The organism is Streptomyces sp. NPDC054863 (genome assembly GCF_053610825.1).
Genome location: NZ_JBSGZD010000095.1, coordinates 1 through 20,296 on the forward strand (window position 1 = coordinate 1; position 20,296 = coordinate 20,296).

Annotated in this window: 19 protein-coding genes; 4 read left to right on the forward strand and 15 right to left on the reverse strand. The window is 69.0% G+C overall.

Going from position 1 to position 20,296, the window contains the following annotated elements; genetic code table 11:
* Positions 1-29: 29 nt before the first annotated feature.
* The 3 genes from ACWGIG_RS18760 to ACWGIG_RS18770 form a co-directional block, all read right to left on the reverse strand.
* Positions 30-2,666, reverse strand: a complete 2,637-nt coding sequence (locus ACWGIG_RS18760; RefSeq protein ID WP_453322730.1) for an ATP-binding protein — start codon at positions 2,664-2,666, stop codon at positions 30-32.
* Between the two features lie 295 nt (positions 2,667-2,961).
* Positions 2,962-3,285 carry an STAS domain-containing protein gene (locus ACWGIG_RS18765; protein WP_453322731.1) on the reverse strand — a complete coding sequence of 108 codons (324 nt, stop codon included), beginning with the start codon at positions 3,283-3,285 and terminating at the stop codon, positions 2,962-2,964.
* A gap of 200 nt (positions 3,286-3,485) precedes the next feature.
* On the reverse strand, positions 3,486-4,334 hold the full coding sequence (locus ACWGIG_RS18770) for a 3-hydroxyacyl-CoA dehydrogenase family protein (protein ID WP_453322732.1): 849 nt from the start codon (positions 4,332-4,334) through the stop codon (positions 3,486-3,488).
* Between the two features lie 299 nt (positions 4,335-4,633).
* Here ACWGIG_RS18770 and ACWGIG_RS18775 point away from each other — a divergent pair, with 299 nt between their 5' ends.
* On the forward strand, positions 4,634-5,206 hold the full coding sequence (locus ACWGIG_RS18775; RefSeq protein WP_453322733.1) for a cob(I)yrinic acid a,c-diamide adenosyltransferase: 573 nt from the start codon (positions 4,634-4,636) through the stop codon (positions 5,204-5,206).
* A gap of 119 nt (positions 5,207-5,325) precedes the next feature.
* Here ACWGIG_RS18775 and ACWGIG_RS18780 read toward each other — a convergent pair whose 3' ends face one another.
* Complete coding sequence (locus ACWGIG_RS18780; RefSeq protein ID WP_453322734.1) at positions 5,326-5,904, reverse strand: hypothetical protein; 579 nt, start codon at positions 5,902-5,904, stop codon at positions 5,326-5,328.
* 192 nt (positions 5,905-6,096) lie between these two features.
* Between ACWGIG_RS18780 and ACWGIG_RS18785 the strand changes: the two genes are divergently transcribed.
* From ACWGIG_RS18785 to ACWGIG_RS18795, 3 genes are all read left to right on the forward strand, one after another.
* The gene (locus ACWGIG_RS18785; RefSeq protein ID WP_453322735.1) at positions 6,097-7,323 is read left to right on the forward strand and encodes a sensor histidine kinase; all 1,227 of its coding nucleotides are present in this window, start codon (positions 6,097-6,099) and stop codon (positions 7,321-7,323) included.
* A 5-nt stretch (positions 7,324-7,328) separates the two neighbouring features.
* Positions 7,329-8,036: a response regulator gene (locus ACWGIG_RS18790; RefSeq protein WP_453322749.1), complete on the forward strand. Its 708-nt coding sequence runs from the start codon at positions 7,329-7,331 to the stop codon at positions 8,034-8,036.
* A gap of 181 nt (positions 8,037-8,217) precedes the next feature.
* On the forward strand, positions 8,218-10,068 hold the full coding sequence (locus ACWGIG_RS18795; protein ID WP_453322736.1) for a glycosyl hydrolase family 18 protein: 1,851 nt from the start codon (positions 8,218-8,220) through the stop codon (positions 10,066-10,068).
* Between the two features lie 88 nt (positions 10,069-10,156).
* Here the strand turns inward: ACWGIG_RS18795 and ACWGIG_RS18800 are convergent, their stop codons facing one another.
* The 11 genes from ACWGIG_RS18800 to ACWGIG_RS18850 all read right to left on the reverse strand — a co-directional run bounded on the left by ACWGIG_RS18800 (position 10,157) and on the right by ACWGIG_RS18850 (position 20,211).
* On the reverse strand, positions 10,157-10,603 hold the full coding sequence (locus ACWGIG_RS18800) for a DUF2550 domain-containing protein (RefSeq protein WP_453322737.1): 447 nt from the start codon (positions 10,601-10,603) through the stop codon (positions 10,157-10,159).
* 153 nt (positions 10,604-10,756) lie between these two features.
* Entirely contained in the window at positions 10,757-11,131 is a 375-nt protein-coding gene (locus tag ACWGIG_RS18805; RefSeq protein WP_345228397.1) for a F0F1 ATP synthase subunit epsilon, read from the reverse strand.
* A 126-nt stretch (positions 11,132-11,257) separates the two neighbouring features.
* Positions 11,258-12,700, reverse strand: a complete 1,443-nt coding sequence (gene atpD, locus ACWGIG_RS18810) for a F0F1 ATP synthase subunit beta (protein ID WP_399436875.1) — start codon at positions 12,698-12,700, stop codon at positions 11,258-11,260.
* Positions 12,700-13,617 (reverse strand): F0F1 ATP synthase subunit gamma, encoded by a 918-nt coding sequence (locus ACWGIG_RS18815; protein WP_453322738.1) that lies wholly within the window; start codon positions 13,615-13,617, stop codon positions 12,700-12,702. Before ACWGIG_RS18815 ends, atpD begins: the two co-directional genes overlap by 1 nt.
* A 20-nt stretch (positions 13,618-13,637) precedes the next feature.
* The gene (atpA, locus tag ACWGIG_RS18820; RefSeq protein ID WP_362421433.1) at positions 13,638-15,233 is read right to left on the reverse strand and encodes a F0F1 ATP synthase subunit alpha; all 1,596 of its coding nucleotides are present in this window, start codon (positions 15,231-15,233) and stop codon (positions 13,638-13,640) included.
* Between the two features lie 147 nt (positions 15,234-15,380).
* Positions 15,381-16,196: a F0F1 ATP synthase subunit delta gene (locus tag ACWGIG_RS18825; protein ID WP_453322739.1), complete on the reverse strand. Its 816-nt coding sequence runs from the start codon at positions 16,194-16,196 to the stop codon at positions 15,381-15,383.
* Positions 16,193-16,738, reverse strand: a complete 546-nt coding sequence (locus ACWGIG_RS18830) for a F0F1 ATP synthase subunit B (RefSeq protein WP_362421438.1) — start codon at positions 16,736-16,738, stop codon at positions 16,193-16,195. The genes ACWGIG_RS18825 and ACWGIG_RS18830 overlap by 4 nt, the downstream gene beginning before the upstream one ends.
* A 42-nt stretch (positions 16,739-16,780) precedes the next feature.
* Entirely contained in the window at positions 16,781-17,032 is a 252-nt protein-coding gene (atpE, locus tag ACWGIG_RS18835; protein ID WP_345228403.1) for an ATP synthase F0 subunit C, read from the reverse strand.
* A gap of 91 nt (positions 17,033-17,123) precedes the next feature.
* Positions 17,124-17,933: a F0F1 ATP synthase subunit A gene (gene atpB / locus ACWGIG_RS18840; protein WP_453322740.1), complete on the reverse strand. Its 810-nt coding sequence runs from the start codon at positions 17,931-17,933 to the stop codon at positions 17,124-17,126.
* Between the two features lie 228 nt (positions 17,934-18,161).
* Positions 18,162-18,599 carry a hypothetical protein gene (locus ACWGIG_RS18845; RefSeq protein WP_453322750.1) on the reverse strand — a complete coding sequence of 146 codons (438 nt, stop codon included), beginning with the start codon at positions 18,597-18,599 and terminating at the stop codon, positions 18,162-18,164.
* Positions 18,600-18,879: 280 nt separating this feature from the next.
* Positions 18,880-20,211 carry an MraY family glycosyltransferase gene (locus ACWGIG_RS18850; RefSeq protein ID WP_453322741.1) on the reverse strand — a complete coding sequence of 444 codons (1,332 nt, stop codon included), beginning with the start codon at positions 20,209-20,211 and terminating at the stop codon, positions 18,880-18,882.
* Positions 20,212-20,296: the final 85 nt, after the last annotated feature.

A 20,296-nucleotide genomic window follows, 5' to 3' on the forward strand; every position in this document is an offset into this window, starting at 1 on the left:
CCGCCACAGTGCTGCGTGCGTACGCGGCCCTACGCGAGCGTCGACGACGGCGAGGTCGGCGGCTCGTCCGAGGTCGCCGGGGGCTTGTCGGGCGAGGTCGGCGGCTTGTCCGGGGACGTCGCCGGGGGCTTGTCGGGAGACGTCGGCGGGTCCGGCTTGGGTGTCGTCGGATCCGGCTTGGGCGTGGTCGGCGGGTCGGTCGGCTTCGTCGGCGGGTCCGTCGGCTTCGTGGGCGGATCGGTCGGCTTCGTCGGCGGGTCCGTCGGCCTGGTCGGCGGGTCGGTCGGCTTCGTCGGCGGGTCCGTCGGCTTCGTGGACGGGTCGGTCGGCGTGGTGGACGGGTCCGTCGGCCGGCCCGCCGTACCGCTCGGGGCCGGGGTGTCCTTGCCCCGGCTGGTGGAGTCGGCGGCGGGGAGGCCCGGTTGACCGGATCCCTCGTCGCCGGAACCGTCGGAGCCGTTGCCCTGGGAACCGTCGGCCTTGTCGGCGTCGATGCCGCCCTTGCCCGAGTCCTCGTTGGCGGACTGCCCGGGGACGATCTTGTCCGCGGGGCCTTCCGGGTTGCCGGTCGCCCCGAGGGTCACCACGGTGCCCAGGACGGCGACGAGCAGTGCGCCCGCTCCGGCCGCGACCAGGTTGCGCCGGGCGCCGCTGAGCATCGAGCGGCGCGACGGCGGACCGCCCGCGGCGGCCGACGGGCTGCGGCCGATCACCAACGGCCCTTCGGAGTCCGGGAGTTCACCCATGACGGGCGGGGCGGGCACACCGGCGGGCGGCGACGCCGACTCCTCGTACCGCGCGGCGGGCATCTCCTCGCCCGCCGAGGGACGGTCCGACTCGAAGGGGTTGCGCGGGGTGTCGAAGGGCGAGCGCGAGAAGGCCCCGCCGCCCGAGGGCACGGCCGCCACGATCGGCGGCCCCACCGGCCCCGTACTGCTGCGGTCCGTGACGAGTGCGAGGGCCCGCCGGGCGGCGACGGTGCCGCGCCGGTCGGCGAGCGCACCGCGCAGCCCGATCGAGGTCTCCAACTCCGCACGCGCACGGTCCAGTTGACCCGCGCAGAGTGCGAGAATCCCCAACTCGTGGTGGAAGTAGGCCTCTTCGGCCACCTCACCGGCGATCCGGGCCGCCTCGGCGCCCGTCCGCAGCGAGCGCTCCCAGGCGCCCCACTGCATGCCCGCCGCGAAGGCGGGTGCGGCGGTACGGGCCAGGAGCACGGCGGCGCTCGGGTGCCCCGCCTCCGTGCCCGGCACCAGCGCCGCGAGGGCCGCGAGGACGGCGTCCGACTCGGCGGAGATCCGCTCCGGCGTCACCGAGGGGTGCCCGGCCCACCAGGCGTAGTGCTGGGCGGCGTTCAGCGCCTGGGCGGCCGCGTCCTCGCCGTATCCCGCGTTCTCCAGCTGTACGGCGACCCCGGCGGCCAGCCGGTAGTGCGTGCCGGACGGCGAGAGCAGCCCGCTCGCGACGAGCTCGCCCAGCGCGGCGTCCGCGTGGGTGTCGCCGACCAGTGCCGGCAGGTGTGCCTGGTGCGGCACCTCGCCGCCGAGCGCCAGCGCGAACCGCAGCGTGGCCCGCGCGGACCCGCTGAGTCTGGCGGCCAGCGGCGCGACCGGGGCGGTGCCCTCCGCGAGAGTGGGCAGCGGTACGTCGTGCCCGTCGGCGGCGTCGAAGGGCGCGTCGAGCGGGGCCTCGGTGAAGTACCCGTACTCGTCGAAGGCGCCCGGGTCGGCGCGCAGCACGTCGCGCTGCCGCAGCAGCGCCCCGGCCTGTACGAAGCGCAGCGGCAGACCCTCCGACTCGAACCAGAGGTCCCCCGCCCAGTTCGCCTCCTCGTCGGTGAGCGGCCGGCTCACGGCCCGCTCCAGGAGCTCCAGCGAGGAGCCCCGCCCGAGCCCGCCGAGCAGCACCTCCTCGACGTGCGACTCCGGCGACGCAGCCGCGACGTCGGGCGTCGTGGCGAGCAGGAAGGCGCACTCGGGCGTCGCGGCGAGCATCTCTTCGAGCACCGCGCCGCCGAACTCCAGGTCGTCCAGGACGACGACGGCGCCGATGTCGTGGACGTGGCGCAGCAGCTCGTCGCGGTCGGGCCGGTGCAGCGGCGCCCGGAAGACGGCCGCGAACAGGTCCTGCAGCAGCTCCGACGTCGTACGCCGGTGGCCGGACAGCCGGACGACGCCGTCGGGTGCGAGGTCCGCGCAGTCGGCGGCGACGGCGTCGAGCAGTGCGCTGCGCCCCGACCCCGCGGATCCCACCAGCCGTACGGAACGGCCGCGGGACAGCATTCCCACCAGCCGCTCGCGCTCTTCCTGCCGCTCCAGGAGCGGCAGTTCGGGCCCGGCCGGGCCCGGCGGCAGCGGCGGCCTGGCGGCGCGCGCCAGCTCGGCGCGGTCGGCCGCCGGGTGCCGGACGGGCGCCTGAGGGCGCTCGCCGGGCGGGCAGGGTTCGATCTCGCTTCCGTCGACCGGGTTGACGGTCAGCAGGAAGTCGCCGGAAGTGAACTGCACGGTGCGGGCGAGCGACGGCGAAGCGCTGTGCTCACCGGAGCCCTGTCCCAGGTCGCGGGTCATCGGGTCGCGCTCCCGCGCGCCGCCCGGCTGATCCCGCTCGTCGTGGTTGCGGATGTTGTCCTGGCCGTACTCTTCGGGTCCCCGGTTCATCGGGTCCATGGTCAAGCCCCCCAGATGCGTTGCGTGCTGACTGCCCCTCCCGGCCTTTCACACGCTCGCTGTCGCTTCTGGTCCGGTGCCCGCCGACGTGGGTGCATCCATTGCGTGGGCTCGTCAAGCGGCAGGCGACCGAACCCTAGACCTTCGCACATTATCTATGAGCGTCAGGGGTCCTGGGAGCTCCGGGACGTCACAGTCGTGTGAGGATTGCGGCCCTCGACGGCCCTTACGTGACACGGCGGACGGGCGGTCGTCCCGGACGGGCGGCAGGGCCGGACGGACTCGGACCGGAGGGTCAGACCCGCGGCAGCGAGTCCGCAGCGAGTCCGCCCTCGATCGCCAGGATCCGGTGCAGCCGGGTCGCCACGAGCAGCCGCTGCATCTGCGGCGGCACGCCGCGCAGCACCAGCCGGCGCCCGCACCGCCCGGCCCGCCGGTGCGCGCCCATGATGACGCCGAGTCCGGTGGCGTCCCACGAGTCCAGCTCGGTCAGGTCGAGCACCAGGTCTCCGGTGCCGTCGTCGACGGCCGAGTGCAGGACCGTACGGGCGTCCGCCGCGCTCCGGACGTCGAGGCGGCCCCCGACGACCAGCTCGACGTGATCGCCCCTGATGTGCATGTGCGCTCCCCGAGAGTGCTTGTCGGTGACGTCAGACGTCTTCGTCTCCGTCTCTTCTTATTTCTTTCCATCAACTGACTGCCGCAGGGGCAGAGAAGTTGCCGTCTGTAAGCGAATCGATACCGAATTCACCCGCAGGGGTGAGTGCGGTGCCCGGCAGGCCTCGGTCGCGTAGAACGGTTCAGCGCTCCTAGAACGACTCAGTGCTTGTAGAAGCCCTGTCCGCTCTTGCGGCCGATGTCCCCGGCGTCGACCATGCGCCGCATCAGCTCCGGCGGTGCGAACTTCTCGTCCTGGGACTCGGTGTAGATGTTGCTGGTGGCGTGCAGCAGGATGTCGACGCCGGTCAGGTCGGCGGTGGCGAGCGGTCCCATGGCGTGGCCGAAGCCCAGCTTGCAGGCGATGTCGATGTCCTCGGCGCTGGCCACGCCCGACTCGTACAGCTTGGCCGCCTCGACGACGAGCGCCGAGATGAGACGGGTCGTCACGAAGCCGGCGACGTCGCGGTTGACGACGATGCAGGTCTTGCCGACGGACTCGGCGAACTCCCGCGTGGTGGCGAGGGTCTCGTCACTCGTCTTGTACCCGCGTACGAGCTCGCACAACTGCATCATCGGGACCGGCGAGAAGAAGTGCGCGCCGACGACCCGCTCCGGACGCTCCGTCACGGCCGCGATCTTCGTGATCGGGATGGCGGAGGTGTTCGACGCGAGGACGGCGTCCTCCCGTACGAGCTTGTCGAGGGTGCGGAAGATCTCGTGCTTGATCTCCAGCTTCTCGAAGACGGCCTCGACGACGATGTCCACGTCGGCGACGGCGTCCAGGTCGGTCGTGGTCGTGATGCGTCCGAGCGCCGCCTCCGCGTCCTCGGCCGACAGCTTCCCCTTGGCCACGAACCTGTCGTAACTGGCCTTGATGCCGTCGGTGCCGCGGGTCAGCGCCGCGTCCGTGACGTCGCGGAGGACCACGTCCCAGCCCGCCTGCGCCGAGACCTGGGCGATGCCCGATCCCATGAGACCGGCCCCGATGACGGCAAGCTTCCTGGCCACTGCGACTCCCTTTGACTACTGCGTGCTGTCACATACTTGTTGTCCTGTGGCGGAGGTTATCGCCGGAAGAGGCCGCTGGGGCGGCGAAGAGATGCGCGTCACGTCTCAGATGACGGACATCACACTGATACGAAGTGGCGGGCGTCACCCGGCGTCGCGGACCGCGTAGTTGAGCACCTTCCGGCTCAACAGCCCCTCGGCCTCGTCGAGCAGGACCAGAGCGTCCCCGGACCCTTCGGCCGGCCCGCGCCGGCGACCGGCTCCGGCACGTCCTCGGGCGCAGTGGTTACGCTCTGGGCATGGTCAATCTGACGCGCATCTACACCCGTACCGGCGACCAGGGCAGCACGGCGCTGGGCGACATGAGCCGCACCGCCAAGACCGATCTGCGGATCTCGGCGTACGCGGACGCCAACGAGGCGAACGCGGTGATCGGCACCGCGATCGCCCTGGGCAACCTGGACGAGGGCGTGGTCAAGGTCCTCACCCGCATCCAGAACGACCTCTTCGACGTGGGTGCGGACCTTTCGACGCCCGTCGTCGAGGACCCGAAGTACCCGCCGCTGCGGGTGGAGCAGTCGTACATCGACAAGCTCGAATCCGACTGTGACGCCTACCTGGAGGAGCTGGAGAAGCTCCGCTCCTTCATCCTCCCGGCGGGGACGCCGGGTGCGGCGCTCCTCCACCAGGCGTGCACGGTGGTGCGGCGGGCGGAGCGGTCCACCTGGGCGGCGTTCGAGGTCCACGGCGAGTCGATGAACCCGCTCACGGCGACGTACCTGAACCGCCTGTCCGACCTGCTCTTCATCCTGGCCCGGACCGCGAACAAGTCGGTCGGCGACGTCCTGTGGGTACCGGGCGGCGAGAGGTAGCCTCCCGGCGGGGCGGGCGTCACAGCTCGCCCCGGTGGGGGCCGATGTCCGGGGCTGCGCCCCGTGCCCGGACTCCGGCCGCGCGTCCTCAAACGCCGGACGGGCTGAAATGTCTCACCTCACCGCTTGGTGAACTCCCGCTCCCGGTCCACCGGCTCCAGCGGCCCCGGCCCCTTCTTCGGGAACAGCGTGTAGCTCCCCGCGATGATCAAGTTGATCACCACCACGAACCCCATCTTGAACTGCCAGTCCCGCAGGGACGACACGTCTCCCGCGTCCCCCACGTACCAGACCGCCCCCTGCAGCAGCCCGGCCGCGATCGCGCACGCCAGGATCCACCGCGCCGCCGACTTCCACTCGTGCGCCGCCCGCGCCATCCCGTACCGGGGCGGCTGCACCGGCGGCGGACCGCCCGCGAACCGGTGCGCGAACCGTACGTCGATCCACCGGATCGTCCGGTGCCCCAGCGCCACCGTGAAACCGATGTACGCCGCCGCGAGCCCGTGCTTCCAGTCCGGCACGGCCCCGTTCCTCAGGTCGATCGCGGTGGCCACGAAGAGCACGACCTCCAGCAGTGGCTCGCACAGGAGCACCGCCGCCCCGAGCCGTGGCATCTTCGCCAGGTACCGCAGCGAGAGGCCCACCAACAGCAGGACCCAGAAACCGACTTCACAAGCTATGACCAGCGCGACGATCACGACGCGACTCCTCCCGTAAGCACACCCGGAGCACCTCCCGGAACACACCCGGAGCCCCTCCCGAGCACACCTCCATCGTCACCCGCCCCACTCCCCCGGACATCGTCGTCAAGGGCGAAGCCGCACTACACCGAAGGATGCAGTCCTGTTTCCGCCCGCGTGCGGAGGCCGTCCGGCCGCCGGACGTGTTGGATGGAGTACGTGCCCCGCCTCCGCCACCCGCTCCTCCAGCCGCACCGGGACGACGTGCTCCTCTCGGTGATCAGCCTGCTCGGCGGGCTGCTGCTCTGGTTCCTCGGCCTGCACAGCCAGGGCAACCGCCTGGGCCTCCCCGGCTGGATGGCCCTCGTTCCCCTGTGCGTACTGGCCACCCTGGAGCTGGTGCGCAGGAGCGCCCCCCGGTTCGCCCTCGCAGTCGGCACGCTCGGGGTGATCGCCGACCAGTTCACCCAGGGCAACCTCGCCACGCTCGTCATGTTCGCGGACCTCGTGTACGCGGCCGTGGTCTACGGCACCCCCCGGTCGGCCCGCCGCATCCCGGTCACCACCGGGCTCGTCACCCTGGTGGCCACCGTCGGATTCCTCGCCTGGTTCCGCAAGCCGGACGCCCTGCTGATCGGCATGGTCGTCGGACTGGTCAGTTTCGCCCCCGCCCTCACCGGTTCCATCCTCCGCAACCACCGGCAGGCCGCCGTCGCCGCCCGGCTGCGCGCCGAACAGACCTCACTGCTCGCCGAGATGGACCGCGCGCAGGCGGTCACGGCCGAACGGGCGCGGATGGCACGGGAGTTGCACGACATGGTGGCCAACCACCTCTCGGCGATCGCGATCCATTCCACCGCCGCCCTCTCCATCGACACCCCCGAGACCTCCTCCCGCGCCCTCGCCGTCATCCGTGAGAACAGCGTCCAGGGTCTGGCCGAAATGCGCCGTCTGATCGGCCTGCTGCGGGCGGGCGACGGCGACGGAAAGCCCACCGCGGCCCCCACCCTCGACGGCCTCGACGCTCTGCTCGCCCAGTCCCGCACCTTCGGCGCCGACAGCGGGCTGAGCTTCGCGCTCGACGACGCCCGCCCGGCGGGCCTCGGGCTGCCGACACCGGTCGAGCTGGCCGCGTACCGGATCGTGCAGGAGTCCTTGACCAACGCGCTCAAGCACGCCTCCCCCGGCCCGGTCGCCGTCTCCCTCTCGTACGCGGAAAGCGTCCTGACCGTGTCGGTGACCAGCCCGTTCGGCGGCGCGCGCCCCGGGCCGCGCGCACCGGGCTCGGGGGCAGGACTGGTGGGCATGCAGGAGCGGGTAACCCTGCTGGACGGCGAACTGGAGGCGGGCCCCACCACTCTCGACGACGGCACCAAGACCTGGCAGGTACGGGCCCGCCTGCCCGCCGAGAACGAGAGCGAGGAGCTCCCCACATGAGCAACATGCACACGAGCGCGCAGACGAATACGAGCACGGGCGCGAGCACGGGGAGCACGCCCCGCCCCGTCCGCGTACTGGTCGCCGAGGACCAGTCGGCCGTACGGGCCGGTCTGGTCCTCATCCTGGGCAGCGCCCCCGACATCGAGGTCGTCGGCGAGGCGTCGGACGGCGAGGAGGCGGTCCGTCTCGCCCGCGAGCTGCGCCCCGACCTCGTGCTCATGGACATACAGATGCCGAGACTCGACGGGGTGTCGGCGACGAAGCAGGTCGTCGCGGAGCGGCTCGCCGACGTCCTCGTGCTGACCACCTTCGACCTCGACGAGTACGTCTTCGGGGCCCTGCGCGCGGGCGCCTCGGGCTTCCTGCTCAAGAACACCGAGGCCAAGGACCTGCTGGAGGCGGTGAGGACCGTGGCGCGCGGCGAGGGGCTGATCTCGCCGGCCGTGACCCGCCGGCTGATCGCCGAGTTCGCCGCACCCTCGGCCGTACACCGCGAGGACGCGCCCGACCTGTCCGTGCTGGACCCTCTGACCCGGCGCGAACGCGAGGTGCTGGCCCGGCTCGGCGAGGGGCTCTCCAACGCGGAGATCGCGGTCCGGCTCGACATGGCGGAGGCCACCGTCAAGACACATGTGAGCCGTCTCCTGGGCAAGCTCGGGCTGCGCAGCAGGGTACAAGCAGCCGTCCTTGCACAGGAGTTGGGCATCTGAACAGATCAGAAACGGGCAATTACCTTCTCTGGTCCAGACCTCTTGACGATTGGTCCAGACCTTGGCACGCTCACCGCACTGCAGTGGTGAGCACGCCATGCATTGCCTCCCCCTCAGGGGCGTGCTCACCAGGCGGCGCAGGTCCCACCCCCGTCATGTCGGACCTCCTCGGGAGCATCCCTTGAGTACTGCAACCCCCCAAAGACCGCGCTACAGAACCCGCATCGCGGCAACGCTCACCGCACTCGCCCTTCCCCTCGCCGCGATGGTCGGCCTGGCCTCCCCCGCAGAGGCAGCCCCCGCGGCGACCGCGACGTACACCAAGAAGTCGGACTGGGGCACGGGCTTCGAAGGCTCGTGGACCGTCAAGAACACCGGCACCACCACCCTGAGTTCCTGGACCGTGGAGTGGGACTTCCCCACCGGGACCAAGGCGGGCTCCGCCTGGGACGCCACGCTGACCACCTCGGGCAACCACGTCACCGCCAAGAACCTCTCCTGGAACGGCACCCTGACCCCGGGCGCGTCCGTCACCTTCGGCTTCAACGGCACCGGCTCGGGCAACCCGTCGGGCTGCAAGCTCAACGGAGCTTCCTGCGACGGTGGTTCACAGCCGGGCGACGCCGCCCCCAGCGCCCCCGGCACCCCGGTCGCGAGCGGCGTCACCGACACCTCGGCCAAGCTGACCTGGACCGCGGCCACCGACGACAAGGGCATCAAGAACTACGACGTCCTGCGCGACGGCGCCAAGGTCGCCACCGTCACCGGCCTCACGTACACCGACACCTCCCTCACCAAGGGCACCAGTTACTCGTACGCGATCCAGGCCCGCGACACCGCCGACCAGACCGGCCCGGCCAGCGCGTCCGTCGCGGTCAAGACCACTGGCGGCGGCACCGACCCGGGCCCGGGCCCCGGTGACCAGGTCAAGCTGGGCTACTTCGCCAACTGGGGTGTCTACGGCCGCAACTACCACGTCAAGAACCTCGTGACGTCCGGCTCGGCCGCCAAGATCACGCACATCAACTACGCCTTCGGCAACGTCCAGGGCGGCAAGTGCACCATCGGTGACGCCTTCGCCGACTACGACAAGGCGTACAGCGCCGACCAGGCCGTGGACGGCGTCGCCGACACCTGGGACCAGCCCCTGCGCGGCAGCTTCAACCAGCTCCGCAAGCTCAAGGCCAAGTACCCGCACATCAAGGTGATCTGGTCCTTCGGCGGCTGGACCTGGTCCGGCGGCTTCGGCCAGGCGGCCCAGAACCCGGCCGCGTTCGCCGACTCCTGCTACAAGCTGGTCGAGGACCCCCGCTGGGCGGACGTCTTCGACGGCATCGACATCGACTGGGAGTACCCCAACGCCTGCGGTCTGACCTGCGACACCAGCGGCCCGGCCGCCCTCGGCAACCTGGCCTCCGCGCTGCGCACCAGGTTCGGCGCGAACAACCTGGTCACCGCGGCCATCTCCGCCGACGGCTCGGACGGCGGCAAGCTCGACCTCGCCGACTACGCCACCGCCGCCAAGTCCATGGACTGGTACAACGTGATGACGTACGACTTCTTCGGCGCCTGGGACGCGAAGGGCCCGACCGCCCCGCACTCCCCGCTCACCCCCTACACCGGCATCCCGAAGCAGGGCTTCAGCTCGTCGGAGGCCATCGCCAAGCTGAAGGCCAAGGGCATCCCCGCCAAGAAGCTGCTGCTCGGCATCGGCTTCTACGGCCGCGGCTGGACCGGCGTCACCCAGAAGGAGCCGGGCGGCACCGCCACGGGCCCGGCAGCCGGAACGTACGAGCAGGGCATCGAGGACTACAAGGTCCTCAAGAACAGCTGTCCCTCGAACGGCACGGTCGCCGGCACCGCCTACGCCCACTGCGGCACCAACTGGTGGAGCTTCGACACCCCGGCGACGATCAACTCCAAGATGGCGTGGTCGAAGTCGCAGGGCCTGGGAGGCGCGTTCTTCTGGGAGTTCAGCGGTGACACCGCCAACGGCGAGCTGGTCACGGCGATCGACAGCGGCCTGAAGTAGGCACCGAAAGCACCGGCCCCCCATGGGAGAAGCCGGAGGAGACGGGTCCGCCCCCGCCTCCTCCGGCTTTCACAGGTCTGCGGCGGTACTACGCCACATTGACTCGTTGGCCGGGCGGCGCCGCCTCAAGCCACGCCAGGAAGCCGGTCAGGGCGTCCTCGCTCATCGCCAGCTCAAGGCGCGTACCGCGGTGGACACAGCCGAGGATGTGCGCGTCGGACAGCAGCGCCAGCTCTTCCTCGCCCTGGGGAGGGCGGCGCGTGACGACCTCGATGGCCGAGCGCTCCAGGACGCGGCGCGGTTTCGGCGAGTACGAGAAGACCCGGAACCAGGCGATCCGGTCGCCGCTGTAGCGGGCCACGCCGTACACCCACCCCTTGCCGGACGTGTCCAGCTCCTCGGTGGTGTCCCAGCGCAGCGAACAGTCGAAGGTGCCGCCGGAGCGCTGGATCAGTCTCCTGCGCAGTCCGAAGACGAAGAGTCCCACCAGCACCAGCAGGACGACAGAGCCGCACACAAGCAGAGCGAGGATCATCTCCTACGACCTCCTCGCCTCATCCATTACCGCCGGGAAAAAACCAGAACCACGCAGCATCAAAAGCTTCCGCATCGCCTCAGCCGCGACCCGTCCTGGAAGTATCCAGTACGAGCCGCGGCTGAGGTTAATTCACGCGTCGTGAGGCGGGACTCAGTGTCCCGCCACCGCACGCAGGCGGACGTCGGCACGGCGCTCGGCCGCGGAATCGTCCGCCGCCTTCGCGGCTTCCAGCGCCCGCTCCGCACGCGCGGTGTCGATCTCGTCGGCCAGCTCGGCGATCTCCGCGAGCAGAGACAGCTTGTTGTCGGCGAACGAGATGAAACCGCCGTGCACGGCGGCGACGACAGTGCCGCCCTCACTCGTACGGATGGTCACCGGGCCCGATTCCAGCACACCCAGAAGCGGCTGGTGACCGGGCATGACGCCGATGTCGCCGGACGTGGTGCGCGCGACGACCAGGGTGGCCTCGCCGGACCAGACGTTACGGTCCGCAGCGACCAGCTCGACGTGCAGCTCAGCAGCCAAGGGTGGCTCCTCGGGTCACCACCCGGCAGTGCTGCCGGGTGTTGGGTCAAAGTCTAGGGGGTGTACGGGAGAGGGGCGGGGCTGGCCCGCCCCTCTCACACGTACGGAACTGCTGGGGAACCGGCGTCAGCTGACGCCGAGCTCCTTGGCGTTGGCCTTGAGGTCCTCAATGCCACCGCACAGGAAGAACGCCTGCTCGGGGAAGTGGTCGTAGTCCCCGTCGCAGATCGCGTTGAACGCGCGGATCGACTCTTCCAGCGGTACGTCCGAACCGTCCACGCCGGTGAACTGCTTGGCGACGTGGGTGTTCTGCGACAGGAAGCGCTCGACGCGACGGGCACGGTGGACAACGAGCTTGTCCTCTTCGCCCAGCTCGTCGATACCGAGGATCGCGATGATGTCCTGGAGGTCCTTGTACTTCTGGAGGATCCCCTTGACACGCATGGCCGTCGCGTAGTGGTCCGCCGCGATGTAGCGGGGGTCCAGGATGCGCGACGTGGAGTCGAGCGGGTCCACCGCGGGGTAGATGCCCTTCTCCGAGATCGGGCGCGACAGCACGGTCGTCGCGTCCAGGTGGGCGAAGGTGGTGGCCGGCGCCGGGTCGGTCAGGTCGTCCGCGGGGACGTAGATCGCCTGCATCGAGGTGATCGAGTGACCACGGGTCGACGTGATGCGCTCCTGGAGGAGACCCATCTCGTCGGCCAGGTTCGGCTGGTAACCCACCGCGGACGGCATGCGGCCGAGGAGCGTGGAGACCTCGGAACCCGCCTGCGTGTAGCGGAAGATGTTGTCGATGAAGAAGAGCACGTCCTGCTTCTGCACATCGCGGAAGTACTCCGCCATGGTCAGACCCGAGAGCGCGACGCGAAGACGCGTGCCCGGCGGCTCGTCCATCTGACCGAAGACAAGCGCCGTCTTGTCGATGACGCCGGACTCGGCCATTTCCTCGATGAGGTCGTTGCCCTCACGGGTGCGCTCACCGACACCGGCGAACACCGACACACCGTCGTGGTTGTTGGCCACGCGGTAGATCATTTCCTGGATCAGCACGGTCTTGCCGACACCGGCACCACCGAACAGACCGATCTTTCCACCCTTGACGTACGGGGTGAGAAGGTCGATGACCTTGACGCCGGTCTCGAACATCTCGGTCTTCGACTCAAGCTGGTCGAACGACGGGGCCTTGCGGTGGATGGGCCACCGCTCGGTCACCTCGGCGTTGGCCTCCGGCTTGTTCAGGATCTCGCCGAGGGTGTTGAACACCTTGCCCTTGGTGATCTCGCCGACGGGGACGGTGATGCCCTCGCCGGTGTCGGTCACCGGGGCCTGGCGGACCAGGCCGTCGGTGGGCTGCATCGAGATCGCACGGACCAGGCCGTCACCCAGGTGCAGGGCGACTTCCAGGGTCAGCGTCTTGAGCTTGCCGTCCTCGGCCGGGTCTGCGACCTGGACCTTGAGGGCGTTGTAGATCTCCGGCATGGCGTCGACGGGGAACTCCACGTCGACGACAGGGCCGATGACACGGGCAACACGGCCCGTGGCGGCGGCCGTCTCCACAGTGGTCGTCATTACTTGTCACTCCCCGCGTTCGCGTCGGCGAGGGCGCTGGAGCCACCGACGATCTCGCTGATTTCCTGGGTGATTTCGGCCTGGCGGGCCGCGTTGGCAAGCCGGGAGAGGCTCTTGATGAGGTCCCCGGCGTTGTCGGTCGCCGACTTCATCGCACGACGACGGGCGGCGTGCTCGGAAGCGGCGGACTGAAGCAGTGCGTTGTAGATACGGCTTTCGACGTATCGCGGCAGCAGGGCGTCCAGGACGTCCTCCGCCGAGGGCTCGAAGTCGAAGAGCGGAAGGATCTCGTCCTTCGTGCCCTCCTCCTTCTGGACCTTGTCGAGCGAGAGCGGCAGCATCCGGTTCTCGACCGGGTTCTGCGTCATCATCGACACGAATTCCGTGAAGACGATGTGCAGTTCGTCGACGCCGCCCTCGGCCGTCTCCGTGGTGACGGCCTCGATGATCGGGCCTGCGACACGCTTGGCGTCCGCGTAGGTGGGGCTGTCGGTGAAGCCGGTCCACGAGTCCGCGACCTTGCGCTCGCGGAACCCGTAGTAGGCGACACCCTTGCGGCCGACGATGTAGGTGTCGACCTCCTTGCCGTCGCCGCGCAGCCGCTCGGTGAGCTTCTCCGCCGCCTTGAGGGCGTTGGAGGAGTAACCGCCGGCCAGGCCGCGGTCGCTCGTGATGAGCAGGATCGCGGCCCGGGTCGGGGCCTCGACCTCGGTCGTCAGCGGGTGCTTCGTGTTGGATCCGGTCGCCACCGCCGTCACCGCGCGGTTCAGTTCACTGGCGTACGGCATGGAAGCCGTCACCTGGCGCTGAGCCTTGACGATGCGGGCCGCGGCGATCATCTCCATCGCCTTGGTGATCTTCTTGGTCGCGGTGACGGATCGGATGCGACGCTTGTAGACCCGGAGCTGCGCTCCCATGAGTCAGGTCCCTTCCGTCGTCACTTGGAGACGTTGACGGCCGGTGCGTCCTCGCCCAGGGACTTGCCGTCCGAGGTCTCGAACCGCCCCTTGAACGTGGTGATCGCGTCGGCGATGGACTGGAGCGTGTCGTCGTTCATCTTGCCGCCGTCGGCGATCGAGGTGAGGAGCTCCTTGCGCTCGCGGCGCAGGTAGTCCAGCAGCTCGTTCTCGAAGCGGCGGATGTCCTCGACCGGGACCTCGTCCATCTTGCCGGTGGTACCGGCCCAGACGGAGACAACCTGCTCCTCGACCGGCATCGGCTGGTACTGGCCCTGCTTCAGCAGCTCGACCAGGCGCTTGCCGCGCTCCAGCGACGACTTGGAGGCCGCGTCCAGGTCGGAACCGAAGGCGGCGAACGCCTCCAGCTCGCGGTACTGGGCGAGGTCCAGACGCAGTCGGCCGGAAACCTGCTTCATGGCCTTGTGCTGGGCGGAGCCACCGACGCGGGAGACCGAGATACCGACGTTCAGCGCCGGGCGCTGGCCCGCGTTGAACAGGTCGGACTCCAGGAAGCACTGGCCGTCGGTGATGGAGATGACGTTGGTCGGAATGAACGCCGACACGTCGTTCGCCTTGGTCTCGACGATCGGCAGACCCGTCATCGAACCGGCGCCCATGTCGTCCGACAGCTTCGCGCAACGCTCAAGGAGACGCGAGTGCAAGTAGAAGACGTCGCCCGGGTAGGCCTCGCGGCCCGGCGGACGGCGCAGCAGCAGCGACACGGCGCGGTAGGCGTCGGCCTGCTTCGACAGGTCGTCGAAGATGATCAGGACGTGCTTGCCGGCGTACATCCAGTGCTGGCCGATGGCCGAACCGGTGTACGGCGCCAGGTACTTGAAGCCGGCCGGGTCGGACGCGGGGGCGGCGACGATCGTCGTGTACTCAAGCGCGCCGGCCTCCTGGAGCGCACCACGCACGGAGGCGATGGTGGAGCCCTTCTGACCGATGGCGACGTAGATGCAGCGCACCTGCTTGTTCACGTCGCCCGAGCGCCAGTTGTCACGCTGGTTGATGATCGTGTCGACGGCCAGCGCGGTCTTGCCGGTCTGGCGGTCGCCGATGATCAGCTGACGCTGACCGCGGCCGACCGGGACCATCGCGTCGATCGCCTTGTAGCCGGTCTGCATCGGCTCGTGCACCGACTTGCGGACCATGACGCCAGGAGCCTGCAGCTCCAGGGCGCGGCGGCCTTCGGTCTCGATCTCGCCGAGTCCGTCGATCGGGTTGCCGAGCGGGTCGACGACGCGGCCGAGGTAACCCTCGCCGACGCCGACGGAGAGCACCTCACCGGTGCGCTGCACCGGCTGGCCCTCCTCGATTCCGCTGAACTCGCCGAGGACGACGGCGCCGATTTCGCGCTCTTCGAGGTTGAGCGCGAGACCGAGAGTTCCGTCCTCGAACTTCAGCAGCTCGTTCGCCATGGCCGAGGGAAGTCCCTCGATCTTCGCGATGCCGTCGCCGGCAACGCTGACAGTTCCGACCTCCTCGCGAGAGGCCGCGTCCGGCTGGTACGACTGGACGAAGTTCTCCAGTGCGTCCCGGATCTCCTCCGGCCGGATCGTGAGCTCCGCCATCTGGGTTCCCTGCTCTCCTTGTTGGGCCCGAAGTTTTCTAGGGGTCTGGGGTCGGCCCCCAGGAATCCTCTGCGGCCCAACCGGGCCGCTGGCAATGCGTGGTGCTGCGATGCTTTTACTGCGTTGCTTCAGTTCGGTGTGCTGGCGTCAGCCGGCCATGCGACGGGTTGCCTCGTCGAGGCGCTCCGCGATGGTCCCGTTGATGAACTCGTCGCCGACGCGGACCTGGATCCCACCGAGGACCGCGGGGTCCACGTCGAGGTTCAGGTGCATCTCGCGGCCGTAGATCTTCGCCAGGGCCGCGCCGAGGCGCTGCTTCTGCCGGTCGGTCAGCGGGACCGCGGAGGCGACCTCCGCGACCATCCGGCTGCGACGCTCCGCGGCGAGCTTGGAGAGGGACTCGAGTCCCGCTTCCAGGCTACGTCCACGCGGCTGCGTCACAAGGCGTACGACCAGACGCTCGGTGACCGTCTCGGCCCTGCCCCCGAGCAGGCTGCGGAGCAGCTCGCTCTTGGCGGCGGCGGAGGCCGACTTGTCGGTGAGCGCGGAACGCAGACCCGTGTTGGACGAAACGATCCGGCCGAAGCGGAACAGTTCGTCCTCGACGTTGTCGAGCGTCCCGGCCTGCTGCGCGGCGGTGAAGTCGGCGGTGTTCGCCAGCTCCTCCAGCGTGTCGACCAGGTCGCGGGACTGCGACCAGCGGGACCGGACCATGCCCTTGACCAGGTCGACGGCGGGGCCGTCCACCTGACCGGTGAGCAGCCGTCCGGCCAGTTCGGCCTTGGCCTCACCGGGCTGCGACGGGTCGGTCAGGACCCGGCGCAGCGAGACCTCACGGTGGAGCAGCGCGGTGACGGCGGACAGGTCGCCGGCCAGCTTCGTCGCGTCGACGGAGCTGGTGTCCGTCAGCGCGTCGAGGCTGTCCCGGGCGTTGCCCAGTGCCTCGCGGCTCGCGCCGTTCATCGGGCCGCCTCGGCCTTCTCCTCAAGCTCGTTGAGGAAACGGTCGATGGTGCGGCCCTGGCGGGCGGAGTCCTCAAGGGACTCGCCGACGAGCTTGCCTGCCAGGTCGGTGGCGAGCTTGCCGACGTCCTGACGCAGCGTCAGGGCAGCCTGCTTGCGGTCGGCCTCGATCTGGGCGTGGCCGGCAGCGATGATTTCCTCACGCTGCCGCTGGCCCTCTGCGCGCAGGTCTTCCTTGAGCGCAGTGCCCTGCTCCAGCGCCTCCTGGCGCAGGCGCGCGGCCTCGTGGCGGGCCTCGGCGAGCTGAGCCTTGTACTGCTCCAGGACGCTCTCGGCTTCGATCCGGGCCTCATCGGCCTTCTCGATACCGCCTTCGATGGCCTCGCGGCGCTCTTCCAGAACCTTGTTGATGTTCGGGAGGAGCTTCTTGGCGAGGAAGCCGAAGACGATGACGAAGGCGATCAGACCGATGACCAGCTCGTCGAGATGCGGGACCAGAGGATTCTGAGGCTCCTCAGCCGCCGCAAGGAACAGAGCGTTCACATCAGTGCCTTCCGTGAAAGGTAGTTGGCTGTCGGTCCGGGCTTACTGGTAGACGAAGCCCATGACGATGCCGATGAGGGCGAGAGCCTCACAGAAGGCGAAGCCCATGATCTGGTTGGTGCGGATCAGGCCGGCGGCCTCGGGCTGACGCGCGAGGGCCTGGGTGCCGTTACCGAAGATGATGCCGACGCCGACGCCGGGGCCGATCGCGGCGAGGCCGTAGCCGATGGCCGAGACGTTGCCGGAGACGGTGTCCTTGGCGGCAAGGTTGACAAGCTCGAGAGCAGCGGACATGCCGTTACTTCCTTCTCTTTCACGGACCGGTGGGGGTTGGCCACCGGACGTCTGTTGGTTCTGGGGGCGGGGCCTGCCGAGCGGTACTGGCTCAGTGGCCCTTGGCGAGTGCGCCCTGGATGTAGCTGGAGGCCAGGAGCACGAAGACGTAAGCCTGAACGGCCTGGATGAAGAGCTCGAAGACCGTCATCACCAGCACCATGAGGAAGGAGACGGTGCCGTAGGCGATACCGATCCCGTTCATCAGGTACCAGGAGGCCAGCGTGAACATCACGATCAGCAGGTGACCGGCGAACATGTTCGCGAACAGTCGCACCGCGTGGGTGAAAGGCCGGATGATCAGGTTCGAGAAGAACTCGATGACGACGACGAGCGGCAGGACCCAGCCGAGCGACTTGTCGTAGCCGGTGATGTTCTTCCAGGCGCCGGTCCAGCCGTGCTTCTTGAAGGTCAGGCCGACCCAGAGCACGTACACGATCAGCGCGAGAGCCGCCGGGAAGGCGATCAGCGACGGGACCGGGAACTGTGCCAGCGGGATGATCGACCAGACGTTCATCATCCAGACGAAGAAGAACAGCGACACCATCAGCGGGACGTACTTCTCGCCGTCCTTCTTGCCGATGATCTCGTACACGATGCCGCGGCGTACGAAGTCGTACCCGGCCTCACCGATCATCTGGACCTTGCCGGGCACCAGCTTCGGCTTGTTGAAGGCCGCCCAGAAGAAGGCGACGATCACGAGCGTGCTGAGAAGTGCGAGCAGCATCGGCTTCGTGAACTCGAAGCCCGCCACCTCGAACATCGGCTTGTACAGGAAGGTGTGGAGGCCCGGAGCCGGGAACCCGCATCCGGAGAAAATGTGGCAGCTCGCATCAAAGGCAAGCGTTGTGTCAGCACTCACCGCGGGCTCCTTCAGCGTGGCGCATAGGTACGGCAACCTCGTTGTGTCGGCGCGGCAGGAAGCCGCGGGTCGGCACTGGACTGGTGGTCTTGGAAAGCTGGGCGGGGCGGTTCGGCATCGAGCCTCGCGCTGGGACAGGCGTCAGCTCGGATGCCCGCGCCCGCAGTGCCGCAGTTGGCACCGGACGATAGCAGGATCTCGAACGGCCATTTATCCCGGCCCTACCCTTCACGACGACGACCCGCTCTTCTGGGACTTTTCGTCCTTGGCGGAGGCGTCGTCGACGTAAAGAATCTTGGCCTTCATGTAGGCGCGCGCCTGGGCGGCGATCCACACGAGGGTGACGGCGAGCAATGTGAAACCGAACGCCTTGAAGTCGAACAGCTCCGTGTCCTTGAACACTGCCAGGAAGACGAACAGCAGCAGCAGTTGGAGCACATAGAGCAGGAGCCCCATGGCCTGGAAGAGCTGCGGCAACCGCTTCGCGGTGCGCTGGAGTGCCACCAGCCCACCCCCCATGAAAACGATCGCGACCGCCGCTCCCACGAGTGCTCCGAGCGCTGCCTCGCCGCCGCCGACCACCGCGCTGATCGCGACGGCGAGGACGCCGACGGCAGCGGAAGGTACAGCGGTTCGGAGGAGTGTCCGGACGTCGTTGGACGGCATGGCGGCAGCTCCGCTTTGCTTGGTGGGGGCAGTGGGTGTCGTCATGGACGAGCGTAAGCCCGGATCGAGAAGGGTCCTCGGGGCCGATGGACCGTCGCACCGAGGTCCTTCGGCTCTGTCGCCGGGTCTCGTGAACCGTATCACAAACTATTTGATGCAGTCTTTACCCAGAAAGTGTGGTTGCTGTCACACATGAGAGTGAGTCCGCCCGTGTGTGCAGTGACCGTCATCGCTTTGTCTGGTAATGGTCCGCATTGAGACAATCGTCAATGCGAGCGCATCAGTTGAAACGCGAACGGGTGCCCACCGCTGTCGCCCCGTTGACGCCGGCCGGGACCGGGGAGCGGTCCCCTTCGTCGCTTTCGTCCCCCGCTGTTCCCTCTGCTTCGTGCGCCGTGCGCCCGTCAGGGGAGGCCGCCCCCGAGGCTGCCACCACCTGGGTCCGCCGACGCCGGTAGCGGGGCGGAACGAACGCCTCCATCCAGCGCGGCGTACGCGGCGTGAACCGCGGCAGCAGCAGGAGCAGGAGACCCAGGGCGCTCAGCGCGACGACCAGCAGCACGAACCACATGCTCTCCTTGGCCACCGAGTAGGCGACCATGCCGAACGCGATCAGCGCCGACCAGAAGTACATGATCAGCACCGCCCTGCTGTGCGAGTGCCCGATCTCAAGGAGCCGGTGGTGCAGATGCCCCCGGTCGGCGGCGAACGGCGACTTGCCCTGCCAGGTGCGCCGCACGATCGCCAGGATCAGGTCCGCGAACGGGATCGCGATGATCGTCAGCGGCAGCAGCAGCGGGATGAAGACCGGCAGCATCGCGTGGGTGGCGTTGCGCTCGCCGCCGACGAAGAGCTTGAGTGCGTCCGGGTCGACCTGCCCCGTGATGGAGATCGCCCCGGCGGCGAGGACGAGACCGATGAGCATCGAGCCGGAATCGCCCATGAAGATGCGGGCCGGATGCATGTTGTGCGGCAGGAAGCCCAGGCACATGCCCATCAGGATCGCCGCGAACAGCGTCGCGGGGGCCGCTTCCTCGATCCCGTACCGGAACCACATGCGGTACGAGTACAGGAAGAACGCGGCCGTGGCGATGCAGACCATGCCGGCCGCGAGCCCGTCCAGGCCGTCCACGAAGTTCACCGCGTTGATGGTGATGACGACCAGGGCGACGGTCAGCAGGTTGCCCTGCCACTGGGTCAGCGAGACCGAGCCGACACCGGGGATCGGCAGGTACAGGACGGTGAGGCCCTGCATGACCATGACTCCCGCGGCGATGAACTGGCCGCCCAGCTTGATCAGGGCGTCGATCTCGAACTTGTCGTCAAGGACGCCGATCAGCCAGATCACGGCTGCTCCGGAGAGCAGTGCGCGCGGCTCGTTGGAGAGCTCGAAGACCCCGTTGAGGCTCGCCAGGTGGTCCGCCACCAGCAGTCCCGCGCACAGACCGCCGAACATGGCGATCCCGCCGAGCCGCGGTGTCGGCTCCCGGTGGACGTCACGGGCGCGGATCTCAGGCATCGCTCCGGCCGCGATGGCGAACTTCCGCACCGGGCCCGTCAGCAGATACGTCACCGCGGCCGTGACGCAGAGCGTCAACAGATATTCACGCACGGGCTGCCCCACAGTTGTCGCTGACCATCTCAGCCCCACACCCTAGCTTCGCGACCACGGGGTTGAAGACACACGGGTGGCCGTG